General features: G+C 44.7%; 16 protein-coding genes. 3 read left to right on the top strand and 13 right to left on the bottom strand.

Annotated features, from left to right (window positions below; genetic code table 11):
• Positions 1–658 precede the first annotated feature (658 nt).
• Both KSP24_RS19885 and KSP24_RS19890 read left to right on the top strand, forming a co-directional pair.
• A complete protein-coding gene (locus KSP24_RS19885) occupies positions 659–1,417 on the top strand; it encodes a DUF2087 domain-containing protein (RefSeq protein WP_216976330.1) in 759 nt (252 codons plus the stop codon).
• Between the two features lie 33 nt (positions 1,418–1,450).
• On the top strand, positions 1,451–1,792 hold the full coding sequence (locus tag KSP24_RS19890; protein ID WP_216976332.1) for a GIY-YIG nuclease family protein: 342 nt from the start codon (positions 1,451–1,453) through the stop codon (positions 1,790–1,792).
• A gap of 2 nt (positions 1,793–1,794) precedes the next feature.
• Here the strand turns inward: KSP24_RS19890 and KSP24_RS19895 are convergent, their stop codons facing one another.
• From KSP24_RS19895 to KSP24_RS19950, 12 genes are all read right to left on the bottom strand, one after another.
• Positions 1,795–2,355, bottom strand: coding sequence for a GNAT family N-acetyltransferase (locus KSP24_RS19895; RefSeq protein ID WP_216976334.1), 561 nt, complete (start codon positions 2,353–2,355; stop codon positions 1,795–1,797).
• A gap of 28 nt (positions 2,356–2,383) precedes the next feature.
• Positions 2,384–2,941 (bottom strand): hypothetical protein, encoded by a 558-nt coding sequence (locus KSP24_RS19900; protein WP_216976336.1) that lies wholly within the window; start codon positions 2,939–2,941, stop codon positions 2,384–2,386.
• 278 nt (positions 2,942–3,219) lie between these two features.
• On the bottom strand, positions 3,220–4,164 hold the full coding sequence (locus KSP24_RS19905) for a class I SAM-dependent methyltransferase (RefSeq protein WP_216976338.1): 945 nt from the start codon (positions 4,162–4,164) through the stop codon (positions 3,220–3,222).
• 115 nt (positions 4,165–4,279) lie between these two features.
• Complete coding sequence (locus tag KSP24_RS19910; RefSeq protein WP_216976390.1) at positions 4,280–5,491, bottom strand: rhamnogalacturonan acetylesterase; 1,212 nt, start codon at positions 5,489–5,491, stop codon at positions 4,280–4,282.
• A gap of 60 nt (positions 5,492–5,551) precedes the next feature.
• The gene (locus KSP24_RS19915) at positions 5,552–6,034 is read right to left on the bottom strand and encodes a ribosomal maturation YjgA family protein (RefSeq protein WP_216976340.1); all 483 of its coding nucleotides are present in this window, start codon (positions 6,032–6,034) and stop codon (positions 5,552–5,554) included.
• A 194-nt stretch (positions 6,035–6,228) separates the two neighbouring features.
• The gene (locus KSP24_RS19920; protein WP_216976342.1) at positions 6,229–6,816 is read right to left on the bottom strand and encodes a GNAT family N-acetyltransferase; all 588 of its coding nucleotides are present in this window, start codon (positions 6,814–6,816) and stop codon (positions 6,229–6,231) included.
• Positions 6,813–7,526 carry an HAD family hydrolase gene (locus KSP24_RS19925; RefSeq protein WP_040101816.1) on the bottom strand — a complete coding sequence of 238 codons (714 nt, stop codon included), beginning with the start codon at positions 7,524–7,526 and terminating at the stop codon, positions 6,813–6,815. Before KSP24_RS19925 ends, KSP24_RS19920 begins: the two co-directional genes overlap by 4 nt.
• Positions 7,527–7,560: 34 nt before the next feature.
• Complete coding sequence (locus KSP24_RS19930; RefSeq protein ID WP_167346995.1) at positions 7,561–7,731, bottom strand: hypothetical protein; 171 nt, start codon at positions 7,729–7,731, stop codon at positions 7,561–7,563.
• 55 nt (positions 7,732–7,786) lie between these two features.
• Entirely contained in the window at positions 7,787–8,344 is a 558-nt protein-coding gene (locus tag KSP24_RS19935) for an SMI1/KNR4 family protein (protein WP_216976344.1), read from the bottom strand.
• Positions 8,345–8,403: 59 nt separating this feature from the next.
• Positions 8,404–8,799 (bottom strand): hypothetical protein, encoded by a 396-nt coding sequence (locus KSP24_RS19940; RefSeq protein WP_045243994.1) that lies wholly within the window; start codon positions 8,797–8,799, stop codon positions 8,404–8,406.
• Positions 8,800–8,944: 145 nt separating this feature from the next.
• Positions 8,945–10,030, bottom strand: a complete 1,086-nt coding sequence (locus KSP24_RS19945) for a saccharopine dehydrogenase family protein (protein WP_216976346.1) — start codon at positions 10,028–10,030, stop codon at positions 8,945–8,947.
• Positions 10,017–10,832, bottom strand: coding sequence for a class I SAM-dependent methyltransferase (locus KSP24_RS19950; protein WP_090736114.1), 816 nt, complete (start codon positions 10,830–10,832; stop codon positions 10,017–10,019). The genes KSP24_RS19945 and KSP24_RS19950 overlap by 14 nt, the downstream gene beginning before the upstream one ends.
• A 174-nt stretch (positions 10,833–11,006) precedes the next feature.
• On the opposite strand from KSP24_RS19950, the gene KSP24_RS19955 reads away from it, so the two are divergent.
• Positions 11,007–12,098, top strand: a complete 1,092-nt coding sequence (locus KSP24_RS19955) for a LuxR C-terminal-related transcriptional regulator (protein WP_216976348.1) — start codon at positions 11,007–11,009, stop codon at positions 12,096–12,098.
• A 76-nt stretch (positions 12,099–12,174) separates the two neighbouring features.
• Here the strand turns inward: KSP24_RS19955 and KSP24_RS19960 are convergent, their stop codons facing one another.
• Positions 12,175–12,354 (bottom strand): hypothetical protein, encoded by a 180-nt coding sequence (locus KSP24_RS19960; RefSeq protein ID WP_013370039.1) that lies wholly within the window; start codon positions 12,352–12,354, stop codon positions 12,175–12,177.
• Between the last annotated feature and the right edge of the window lie 63 nt (positions 12,355–12,417).

Here is a 12,417-nt window from a genome sequence, read left to right on the forward strand (position 1 = left end):
GCTTTTTTTGTGTTATTTTGTGTTATTTTGTCTTTTTTCGTCGAATAAATTCCTTTTTTATATAAAAAAAAGAGGAATATATATAAATAGACTTTAGAATGTTTATTGGTGAGTTGTGCTTTTATGTTTCCTTTACCTTTTTTTTCTATTATTTACTTTACAAACTGTCTCTGAAAAAATAGCAATTTTACGATAGAAGCAATGACACTCCTTAGCGATAGTTACAATAATTCACCAACAAATTCAGCCCTCCATAATAAAGAATTAACTAGTAGAAATGATTAAATATTTCTTATTTTGACCGCACCGATTTTATAATTAATAGGTATACAATCCATTAGATAAGGACAATTATCATCCCTGTGATGCTGGAACTAATATGCAGGCTGACTGGAGTGGTTAGAACATTTCCCGAGCATGTAAAATGACAATGTCGTATTAAATTTGTATATAGCGAAGATTGTCGAAATTAAGAAAAGTATATAAATATTTATAAACTGCCATAAATTACATTTAAAATAATAGCCTTCTTTTTTATACATTATATAAATTTGAATAGTGAAAAACGTCCTCACGCTCATCCCATCCGTTGATTTAAAATAAACAAAATGTTATATTGTCTATAAAATAATCATCATTTAATTGAGGTGTTTGCTAAATGGATCATTCCGAACTATTCTGGAATGCTGATATTGAAGAACTGAAGCGTGGATATATTCGCCAAGGAGAGCAGGTAGTTTGCCTCTTGGACGGACAACGATACGAGCAAGGCATCATATATCAGGATCAAGGGGTATTTTATGACGCGGAGCGGTATATGCGTCTTCATATTGAGCGGACGTACGGATCGGTCTTTGACTATTTGATCGGTCTGGATAAAAAGCTGACTGGACTGACGGATCATCAAAATCGGTTGCTTCAGTTATTTTATCAAGGGATGGGCGATGCGGATATTCAAAAGGAAACCGGAATCGGCAGTGCATCCACCATACGTAATCATCGTTTTGGTCTCAAGGAAAAAGAACGGCAGGCCAAGGTATTTCTCACATTAATGGAACTGTTAAAGGAGAAAGATCGTCACGCTCCCGCCATGGTAGAAGTACCCGTACGAGCACGGATGGTGGATGAACGCTACAACATTACGGAAGACGAAAGGCTCAAGGTACTCACGAAGTATTTTCCGAATGGTACGGACGGGCGCCTAAAGACCTTTAAAATGCAAGAAAAATACAAGCTGATTGTACTGCGTGAAATTGCGAGCCGTTTTGTGAAGGGACAAATATATCATGAGAAAGATATCAATGCGATTTTACAGGAAGTATATGACGATTATGTCACGGTGCGAAGATATATGATTGAATATGGTCTATTGGATCGCAAACCGGATGGCAGTGAATATTGGTTGAAGGAATCTTGAAGCTAGGCGCTTATAAAATAGGAGGATTCGACAATGGATCGAAGAAAAGAACTAGTTCAGCAATACATGGAGATGAAGACAGAGGCAGGAATCTATTGCATTCGCAATACACATAATGGAAAAATTTTCATTACTTCCACGCCGAATTTAAAATCGCTGAATGGACGCCGTTTTGAGTTGCAAATGGGTATGTTTAAGAATAAACCGCTACAACAGGAATGGAATGAGTACGGCGAAGATTCGTTTGAATTTGAAGTGCTGGATGTTTTGAAGAAAAAGGATTCGGAGTTCTTTGATGTCAAAGATGCGCTGGCAAAGCTGGAGCAGACCTGGCTTGATCGACTCCAGCCTTACGGGGACAAAGGATATTTGTAAACTTACTGCTCCGCAGAAAACTCCTTGCGAAGATAGCCAAAAACAACAGCGTCAACAAACTGACCTTTTTCATAAAAGTAATCTCTCAAGTGACCCTCTTTAGTAAAGCCACTTTTGAGCAGCAGCCGTCTGGAGCCTTCGTTGTCTGGATCAATGAAGGCTTCTATACGGTGAACCTGCGGCAATTGAAAGCCGTAATCCACCACCACCTTCATCGCTTCTGTCATCAGGCCCTGCCGCCAGTATTCCGGTGCCAGCTCATAGCCGATTTCGATACGGGAGTGTTCCTTCTGCCAGTTATGAAATCCAATTGTACCCACGATCCGCTCAGGAGCTTCTTTTAACGTAACCCCCCAACGAAAGCCCTCTTGCTTCTCATATCTGGTTAGCATGGAACGAATAAATTTCTCAGCTTGCTCTACCTTCGTAAAGCTTTCCAAATCATAATATTTAGTAACCTCATCTCTGGAGAAATAGTTGAATATGTCCTCCGCGTCTGCTAATGTAAGCTGTCTTAAATAAAGCCGATCGGTTACCAAAACCGGAAACGTTTCCATTGTCATTATTCATCTCTCCTTCACATCGAAGAACCTATCTTGTCAACCACCAGCCGATCCCCACCATTACTCCATTGATGAAGAATAATGCGGTGCATGCTCTCCACTTGTTGATTTCACTTGTTTGAAAAAAGCCAGTCACGGTACTACGACACGTAAACAACGTAAAAAATAAATTCCAAATAATACGCATACCATATTTAAGGTAGTAAAAAGCAGGACTTAGCTGCACACCGCCTAACGCTGGAGAGATATCGGGAATAGACAGAATTGCACACGCATAACGCATGGTCTCATATGTAAAATAAAATAATGCCAGCCACCAAGCCCACTTCTTACCGAACAACATACCAATACCGGCAGCCGTTCCTGCCAGACCGAGCAACGCGATAAATCCTTGAAACATGCCCCTGCACATGCCTAACAACGTAGAAGCCTCATTTAATGCATTAAGCGTCAATAGCTGTGTCACCAACAGGAGTGCTCCATTAAAAATCAGTAAAATAGCTGAAATGCTTACACCTAAAGGTCGTTCGAAAGCCACGTTCGTTACATAATCTTCTACTTCTTTTTTTGTATACAGATCGGACACTTCTTCTACTCTCCTAACCCAATTATTACATCCATTTTGCGGCGGGCATAATAACAGTGTGTTTTCGCCTCATTTCCATATATCGGCTTTTAGGAAAATATGGTTTAATCTTCCCTGAAAAATTCCGTTATCTATACAATAATTTATTATTCAGGGCAACTATGCTATCAAATCAACGACATGAGAATCCTGATCATTAACAGAATCCCAAATAGAGTAATATCTATCCTTATACTACCATTCAAAGAGTGAATCTGACAAATGGCTGATACTAGCACTTATGAATGTATACGCGTTATCTTCGTAGCTCTATAACCTTCGTATGACTGGATATACTCTACTTGATAACCCATTTGGGCATCCAAAAGCTCTTCCATAAACGGGAGGCACGGGCTGTAGATAAAGCTCCCTCCTGGCCGAATGGCTTTAAGCAAATCCATATATTTACGAGCGTACTCATGGATATTACCATCTGCCTTCAGATGATGATGCATAAAATGATTGGAGAATGCCATATGTGAAACGATCGTTCCCCATGTACTTTCTCCATAAGTGCTCTCTAACCAATCTCCTTGAATGACACAACCTTCTGTCTCAGCCAGCCGATCTGTTCCGTAAGCCTCAAATCCCAAGGAACGTAAATAGGTAACCAACCGTGCCTCTGATCCGCAACCAACATCTAGAACAGGCTCTTGCAAACGAGCAAGGTCCAATCCTAGCAGATTGACTTGCAGCTCCGGCGTATATTCCTCACAAGGTATCCAAAAGGTATACTCACTCTCTGCATACTTAGCGAATATTTCACGTCCATTGGTACGAATAAGGAAATCTCTCAAATGCCCATAATGCTGCTGAAGCAGTAAGTCCAGAGTTGCTCCAGCTATAGCTTTCTTTTGAAACAGCTTTTCAATCCGGGTGAAGAATTGATCATACAGCTTTGCAAGCTCCCTCGCATGATTTGTGTGAAAATGTAGATACTGATTGGTATTTACAAACTGGGACAGTATTTTGGCCGCTACATCTTTCACAAAAGCATGATATGTATGTTGGCGCTTCAAGCTTTGAAGCATGAGGATCAGTTCCGGGCTTCGCTGCGTCAGCCAGTACGTCATTTCCGTTGAAGGTCCTAGCAGAACAGAACCCTCGTGCATGTAAAATAAACTCCGATGCTGATTATGCAGGAGTTGACCGTTAATAAGATTATGAAGTTGAGCGACTGTCATACTACTTCCTCCTTAAAGTCCAGAACATTAAAAGCCCCACCCAAGCCTAAATCATGCTGGGTTTGGGTAGGGCCAGCTTATTTTCTGAGTATATCATGGTTATGGAAACTCGGTGCTATTGCAGATTCTCTGCCTTTACATAAGAGGATAGAGGAATATTCAAATCACGAACCCCTTGGGCTACCAAGCGGGCTATTTGCTCCGCACCGTACTCCTGAAAATGTGTATCATCCTTCACGCCATCAGGAAATGCAGAATACACACCTGGCTCCAAATGTAAAAATAGTGGAAGTGTTCCTTCCAGGCCTAATGTATCATAGTAGGCTACACTCAATTGACTAAGATCGACCAGTGCAACACCCGTCTCTGATGCTGTTTCCTTCATGGCCTGCACATATTCCGGGAAACTAATCCGAAACGAAGCACTTGCTGCATCATAATCGCGGCGGCCTACAGGAGTAATTAGCACAGGTACCGCACCGCGTTGAGTGGCTCCTTGGATGTACGTTTTCAAGTATACTTTATAGTCGGCCGGTGAAACATAACGCTCCTGATTATTGATCGCGGCATCATTATGCCCAAACTGTATGAACAGATAATCTCCTGGACGGATATTCCGTAAAATATCATCTAACCGCCCTTGAACCAAAAAAGTCTTCGTGCTACGTCCACCAATAGAACGGTTCACAAAAATAGTCTCATCTGTAAAGAATGGCGCAATCATTTGCCCCCAGCCTGCCTGAGGCTTCATCGAGGATTTATAGGTTTGAACCGTAGAATCTCCCGCAAGGTATACGGAAGGATGTTCTCCAGCCGTTCGAGCTCCCTTGGGAGTGATAACCAAAGCGTTGATCTTCGCTTCATTTCCTGAGAAATACAATTCGAGCTGACCGTCGATGAGTGCAAGCTCAAACGCAGCCTCGACAAATTGTCCTGCTGTTTTGGCAGTAGGCTCTACTTTAACAATGGATTCGGCTTTAACCGTAATGTCCGTGTTTCTGGCAATATCTCCGGCAATCAGAGAAAGCGTGTAATCCGCAGGTGGTAAATTGACGACAAATGATGAGCCTTGAACACGAACAAAATCTGAGCGGATAGCATCACTTCCACCACGGTTCTCTTCATTTACCTTGGAAAGATCGGTAAATCCATAGCCACGCTCAGGCGTGTAAGCATCCTTAGCAGTGACCTGAGTGTAGCCGTCAGCTACATCCCCAGGACCAAAATCAAAACGAAGAGGCGCCGCAAGCTGCTTTTCCGCTAATGCCTGCCCTGGAATAAGTATGGTTGCAAACAACAAGCTGAACCCTACGCATAACCCAATCATCTTACCGAACGACCTGTGATGCTTTCCCTTTTGTTTCAAGCGCAACCCTCGCTTCTCAGATTATTTGAGTGGTTTGTCATCGTCCATACGTCTATTGATCCCCACCAGCCTTTGGCAGCCTTGGTCCAGTACCCAGGATACCACAATACCAACCGTGTACCTGATCATATCCACGGTCAGAAACCCTTTGCCAAGCACTAGGCCGCCCAAGGTGGTCGCCCGAATGTGGTTAATCCAAGGAGCCTGGTACATCTGACTGAATTCAATAGCGAAGCAAAACAGCACACTGCCCCAAAGGGCTACAGACAACTGACGGTTCACCCACAACATTCTCAGCCCAAAATAAATCATGCACGCCCACAAGGCATCCCCAAAGTGATTGGCAACGAATGCAGGTAACTGGGTGGAGAAAGCCCTGCTTCCCAAGCCCAACAAGATCATGACCAGCACGGCAACCAGATACGCAGCGCGAGCCTTCCAGTGGAACTTTTCCTTTATTTCCTGATTAATTCCCCTACTGCTGCTCTTACTAAATTTTCTCATACTAAATTACCTTTCCTAACACCGGAAAATACCTGCCAAGCTTCTAATAAAACTTCGTAAAGCATCCTCTTGGGATAGCGCTTGCAAGATTGCTGAACCTTAAGCTGATGTCACATTGTATGCACACCAACTTGTCTGTATTTTTCGTCATATTATGAATCATATAAGCTCCCGCAATATCGTACAATCGCTTGCTAAAATTCAATACCACGTACTTTCGCAAAAACCATATGGTGTACCATATTCCCCTCTTCATCACACTCGACATTCCTTAAAATCCCCTCTAATGTAAAACCTGCCCGTTCCGCTACCTTGGCGCTGCGCGTATTTCTGGAATCACAAAGAATCTCCAACCGATTAGCATGTAAATGCTGTATGGCAAAATCCGTAACACCATGCACGGCCTCTGTTATAATACCTTTGCCAGTCCATGAGGTTCTGAGCCAATATCCAATTTCAAATCTTCGTGCATCCCAATTCATTCGATGCAGACCGCTGCTGGCTACAAATTGTCCTGAAGCCGTATCAAATACGTACAGCACCATGTCAGACCGATCCAGAAATTTAAGTCTGGCTTGGCGTGAACGGATTTCAGATTCCTCTACCGTAGGGAGATTTCTCGCAAAAAGAAGCCAAGGCCGCAGCTCATGTACACTCTCGCGTATCGCCTCATTGACCGCCGCACCATCGCCCCACTGTGGAGCGCGTATGGTCAATCGCTCCGTCTGGAATTGTTCCGGGAACGATAACAGAATGGGATTCGGTTGCTGCTCCCTACTCATGATGCCCCCTCCTCCATATTCGATGGATAGCTGAGACGATCCAGCCAGCCAGTGATTTCACGTAGACTCCCAATCTGATGATCCGGTACAATGTCCATTTCATTCCACGTCATAAAGCCTTCCAGCCAGATGGTATGCAGCCCTGCACTTTGCGCACCACGAATATCATTCGTCGGATGATCGCCTACGTAACAGGCATGACCAGGTTCGGCAATGTCCAGCTCTTTCAGTGCCAACTCGAAAATACGAGGATTAGGCTTCTCGACGTTGACGCCACCCGATACGATAATGGAATCCACATAATCTCTCAGCATAACCCGGTCAATCTTAGCCTGCTGCGTACGAAGTGAGCCGTTGGTAATAATACCAAGCTTCAAGCCCCGAGACCGTAGTTCGGACAACACTTCCTTGGCTCCGTCCATCAGGACCGTAAACTTATGAAATTCACCGTACCAAAAGCCCAGCATCTCCTGTACTGTCGTATCGGGATTTTTCAGTTTCAGGTCTGCATGCAGCTCGGTATACAGCTCCCTCTTATCTCGATACCCGTCTTGATCCGCCAGACGTATTCGCTCAACGACAGCCGCGTGGCTGGCTGGTTCTTCTGCCACAATAAATCGTTCTATAAAACGCTCCGTATATGCAGCAAATGCCTGTTTGCGATGAATCAGTGTATTATCCAGATCAAAAATAATGGCTTCTATAGACATAACGAGCTCCTTTCTGTCCGTAAATTTATACCGATCAGCTTGAGACGAATTGAAGAACTCCGATCACAAGAAGCAAGAAAAAAATAGACAAGAAAATGATGACCATATACTTCAGGATTTTGCTAGAAGTCGACTTTTGTTCGAGTTTTGTCTCGATCTGGATTAGCCTTTCTTTGATTTCTTCCAAATCCTGCTCCATCGTCACCTTATGTTCTCCTTCCTTTGCCTCGACTTATTTAACTTCCTAGCGATTCGACGCTTCAACTACATAAATCACTCCAAAAGCGAACTGTTTTTACGGCCTCAAAATCAATCTGTTCGTAAGTCTTCTCTCCAAATTCCTGCTTGAAATATTCCTGCAAACTTTCTCCATACACGATAATATCCGTTTGATACACTGAAAATACCGGATTTCCTTCTTCACAAGGCTGCTCTGGGATATATCGGTGACCATAGATGGGGATCAGCTTGGGCACGCGCAAAAACTCACGTTTACATATGTCCACGGCTTCCTGCAAATCTGTTGGTCTTTCTCCCCATTCGGAAGGCCAGAATATATTCTGCTCCACATCAAAAATCATACCTTCGAGCGGCCAATTCAGCCTTTCCCAAATGACACCCATTCGCTGTGGTGACGTATCTCTCCAAGGAATAAAGCTTTTACCGATTGGAAGAACGTTCATCAGCAGCTCTCTTAAATCGGGCGGAAAGTGAATATCATACCTGTCTTCGACCTCAGTAATCTCCCAGGTGGATAAGCCTGGGGTTAAGGTTACATCGTCTTTACGTAATAGATCGATAATATAAGCGACATCCATCTTCGATTGAACACCTCTATTCGCTGTCTGATTGCACCTTCTGATTGAATTCGAGCAGCTTAGTCGAGCGGATTGGTCAAGAGGCCTACCAGACTTGTAACTTCAACTTCACCGACTCGGCGTGGGCCTTCCATAAAATATCCCCTGGTTCCTACATGTATCCGGTGTCGGTGTACCTTTTCCCTCATTTCTCCAAACAAAATCCACATTCTTGCCTGACCTTCCCGGTGAACCGGGTGCCTGGTATCCATGATCAATTGACCCTCTTCATCTTCAAACTCAGGATGTATTGCATAAATTCCCGTTGTTGTAATATCGTCGCCCTCATAGGAAAAATCGCAGCGATAACCCTGAATAGGCAGTTGTTTCCTGCCTCCTTCTTCCGGTGTGTAAAATCGATATTTTACTATAAAATCGTGCGGATGCTGCCTACTATGTTCATAGGGATTCCACATTTCATATCATCCCCTCTGGTCTTTCCCAGAAATATGTACTTCCTTCTAGTGTAATCCAATAGGAAAAGAAATCCAAGACCTATCCGCAAGGCATTGCCGAATAAGCTTGGATGATATGAGAGTCCTTTTTTCAGATATATGACTTTTATACTTGCTGTCCGTTCATCTGAATATCTACGTCTACCTGCTGTCCCAGCCAAGCCCGCATGCGATTCCACGAAAAAACCTGCTCCATGTGAAAAACACCATATGGAAGTTCTGAACGATACAGGGCAAGCGCCGCAAAAACGGCGGCTTTAGCAGTCAAATCAGACTGATGATGTCCCCTTAGCCTGCATTCAACCCTCGTCTCCTTGCCATTGCGAGTTCCTTGGGCGTCTACCTTGACCGCTACAGCATTTCCTCCTAGATGCACTTTGCCAAAGCTGCGAACTACTGCATCTCGAACAGTTGGCTGTCGGAGCAGACCTGATATTCCTATCGTCCGGAGCCCTGCCAGAAGACGGGTGGTCAAGCGCGAATCGAAGCACAGGCGTGTGCTGACTGTAGGAATATTGAGTGTACGTGGAAGTGTCTGCTGATCCGAAAAGGGAAACCGATACACCCGATGACGACCCACTCCTACACCAAAGTCTGCTACTATGCCGTCGGTAAAGCTTCTTCGAGTCACTGGACGTCCCTGTTCTATCACCTCCAAGTCGGTATGAATCTGATCTACAGTCCACTCAATCGCAGCCTGACCGTGTTGATCACCCAAGCCCAGCATCAAAGATATGTTCAATTCATCCGTCTGATCCATGAGCTGTGTCGCTTGCAGAGCCAATAGATTGGTTAGCCCTGGAGCTAATCCTACACTTAACAATGCAGTGACCTGATAAGCTCGGGCCTCCTGATGACACTGCTCCACCTGACTCAAAAAGGCCGCATTCGCAGTAATATCCATGTAATGCACGCCATGCTGAAGACAGGTGCGTACCAAGGTTGTATTGTCCTGATCCAGACACATAATAATCATTTTAGCTTGCTCTAATATCGACGGGTCTATGGGTTCATGAATATCAAGCTGCAAAGGTCGTATCTTGCCATTCGATTGTTGGCTGAATGCAGTGGCACGTTCCAGACTACGGCCTGCGGCAAATACCTTGCCAGGGAACATTTCACTTAACTCTGTGCATACAATTTTCCCAACATGCCCATACCCGCCAATGATGATGATATTATCCTTTGTCATAAGCCGTCTCTCCCTCTTTAACCGCAAACCATGCATTCACTAAAAAAGCACCATAATACCGGGTAATGCGAGTAAAGCCTGCATCTATCAATAGTTCCTGAATTGCCGCATTGGACACCGGGTTTGACTCACGACCGATAGAAGCAGCGAATCGTTCCCAATCCTCCAGTGAAATGCCCTGACTCAGCATATGGCCTTTCCATGCCTGCATTTGGATGGAAAAAGAAGGATCCTGCGGATTCCCATTAATAGAAGCTAGGCAAAAAGGCGCACCCGGCTTGAGTCGACCGGATATCTGGCGCAGCAATGCCTGTTTATTTTCCAAGCTCTGAAGAAAATGAAGCACCAGCAGGCAGGTAGCAGCGTCATAGACCGGTTCTCTGCATGACTCTTCGCTGCGCTTTTCGTACTGTTCTTTAGGTGATTTTCCAGACAACTCTTCCAACGTACCTGTAACAAATGATATTTTTGAACCGATGCCCGCTTGTGTCACACGTTGACGTGCCAAATCCAGCATGTGCTCAGAGGGATCAACTGCCCTAAAGGACCATGCCTCATGCCGCCCTCCGAGCGTAATCAGTTCCTGACCGCCCCCAGCTCCGACAATCAGCACATTCGGATCAATATTTTTGTTATGAGCCTGCGCTTCAAGCTGTGCGGTTATCAAACAATCTGTCATCTCATACAGATGGGTATATCCAGGTATTTTTAAAGCAATCGTATCCGCGTATTTATGCACATTCGGATGATTCCAGCTCATAGGTTGATTTGAGTCGGTATTTCCAATATGGGGTTGCTTCATATGTGCTCTCCTCCAAACATTTAGCCTTGATCTTCAACGGCCATTCGTTTATTGTAGATTTAATTAAGAATCATTCTCAATTATATAGACAATACGAATAACCACCATCCCACAAATGTGGGATTTAAGAAGATGCGATTGGAGAATCTCCAGCTTTCACGATAGGAGTAAAGGATGAACGCACATAATACACCATTTGCACAGCTTAAGAAGGATCGACAACCAATCATGGAAATGGGAAGTAAGTCACCCTCATCCCCCACCTACAAGCACACGCTAATCGACCGCTTGCGTACTCAGATTTCTTTTGATGCAGCGTGCTGTACCTCAGTAGATCCGCGAACGCTGCTTTCCACGGGGGCATTTACGGAGTCGGGTGTAGAGGGCATTCACAGCAAACTACTAGAATACGAATATCTGCACGACGATATCATGAAATACGATCAATTGGTGCGAGAGGGGCAGTCCATCGCGACGCTTCATGGGTCTACACAAGGCCAGCCGGATCACAGCACACGTTTTAGAAATGTTTTGCAACCCGCCGGATTCGGAGATGAGCTGCGTGTTCCATTTATGTACAAAGGAAGCTGCTGGGGATTTCTTACGTTGTTCCGCCACCATGGAAAGCCTGTATTCAGCACGGAAGAGCAACAACTGCTTGAAGCATTAGCGCCGTCCATAGCCTACCATCTGCGTCAAACTAGTATCGGTGTATCTCCAGTCCCCGCAATGATTATGGAACATGAACTGGAGCCAGGGGTTCTGACGCTTTCCACTCAACTAACCCCCCTCTCGTCCAATATACTAGCAGAGCAGTGGCTAAAGCTGCTTCGGCAGCAAGAGGGAAGCCATGATGGCGAGCTGCCAGCCCCTGTCCGGGCGGTAAGCTTGCGAGCGCTATCCACTTCTACTGCACCAGCCAGACTATGTATCCCTTCCGCTGATGCTGGAACCCCTTGGGTCACGATCAGAGCCACTCTCCTGCAAGGCGGACGCGAGCATATGGGCGAGAAGCAGTTGGCCGTATGGTTTGAGCCTGCTAAAGCAACTGACATGTTGCCGCTTATGGCTGAAATCTACTCATGGACTGAACGAGAGCGACAGCTTGTACGGCTCATTGTCCAAGGCTTTTCTACTAAGGAACTGGCAAGTGCACTTCATATTACGGCCTACACGGTGCAGGATCATCTGAAAGCGATTTTCTTGAAAACAGAGGTAAGTAGCCGTCGTGAGCTAGTATGGAAGGTATATTCCAGATTCAATTAATATATGTAAAAAAGACAGATGACCCGGTTAAGGATCATCTGTCTTTGCATTACTGCTCTATTGAAGCACAAGAGTCTTATTTCTGCGAAGAGGATTTCGTATCATCGTATGATACTGGTGAGGGCTTCGCAATCCATTCATCAGCCTCAGGCTCAATATCCACGCCGTTGTCCAGCTTCGTTTTCTCCATCAAGGAATCTCCGTCCTCGTTCTTCTTGTTGCGGATTTTCGCTTCGTCTTGAGTGTGGTCGCTCATGTTGATTCCTCCTTTTTAATTTCTTCTGATGGTTGTACCTTACTCATAATTACCCATTGCTGT

Source organism: Paenibacillus sp. AK121 (assembly GCF_019042715.1).
Lineage (GTDB): Bacteria > Bacillota > Bacilli > Paenibacillales > Paenibacillaceae > Paenibacillus > Paenibacillus polymyxa_C.

What these genes read in the sequence shown, in the direction of transcription:
- KSP24_RS19885 (WP_216976330.1), top strand. Translation starts at nt 659, where the DNA reads ATGGATCATTCCGAACTATTCTGGAATGCTGATATTGAAGAACTGAAG.
- KSP24_RS19890 (WP_216976332.1), top strand. Translation starts at nt 1,451, where the DNA reads ATGGATCGAAGAAAAGAACTAGTTCAGCAATACATGGAGATGAAGACA.
- KSP24_RS19895 (WP_216976334.1), bottom strand. Translation starts at nt 2,355, where the DNA reads ATGACAATGGAAACGTTTCCGGTTTTGGTAACCGATCGGCTTTATTTA.
- KSP24_RS19905 (WP_216976338.1), bottom strand. Translation starts at nt 4,164, where the DNA reads ATGACAGTCGCTCAACTTCATAATCTTATTAACGGTCAACTCCTGCAT.
- KSP24_RS19910 (WP_216976390.1), bottom strand. Translation starts at nt 5,491, where the DNA reads ATGATTGGGTTATGCGTAGGGTTCAGCTTGTTGTTTGCAACCATACTT.
- KSP24_RS19915 (WP_216976340.1), bottom strand. Translation starts at nt 6,034, where the DNA reads ATGAGAAAATTTAGTAAGAGCAGCAGTAGGGGAATTAATCAGGAAATA.
- KSP24_RS19920 (WP_216976342.1), bottom strand. Translation starts at nt 6,816, where the DNA reads ATGAGTAGGGAGCAGCAACCGAATCCCATTCTGTTATCGTTCCCGGAA.
- KSP24_RS19925 (WP_040101816.1), bottom strand. Translation starts at nt 7,526, where the DNA reads ATGTCTATAGAAGCCATTATTTTTGATCTGGATAATACACTGATTCAT.
- KSP24_RS19935 (WP_216976344.1), bottom strand. Translation starts at nt 8,344, where the DNA reads ATGGATGTCGCTTATATTATCGATCTATTACGTAAAGACGATGTAACC.
- KSP24_RS19940 (WP_045243994.1), bottom strand. Translation starts at nt 8,799, where the DNA reads ATGTGGAATCCCTATGAACATAGTAGGCAGCATCCGCACGATTTTATA.
- KSP24_RS19945 (WP_216976346.1), bottom strand. Translation starts at nt 10,030, where the DNA reads ATGACAAAGGATAATATCATCATCATTGGCGGGTATGGGCATGTTGGG.
- KSP24_RS19950 (WP_090736114.1), bottom strand. Translation starts at nt 10,832, where the DNA reads ATGAAGCAACCCCATATTGGAAATACCGACTCAAATCAACCTATGAGC.
- KSP24_RS19955 (WP_216976348.1), top strand. Translation starts at nt 11,007, where the DNA reads ATGAACGCACATAATACACCATTTGCACAGCTTAAGAAGGATCGACAA.
- KSP24_RS19960 (WP_013370039.1), bottom strand. Translation starts at nt 12,354, where the DNA reads ATGAGCGACCACACTCAAGACGAAGCGAAAATCCGCAACAAGAAGAAC.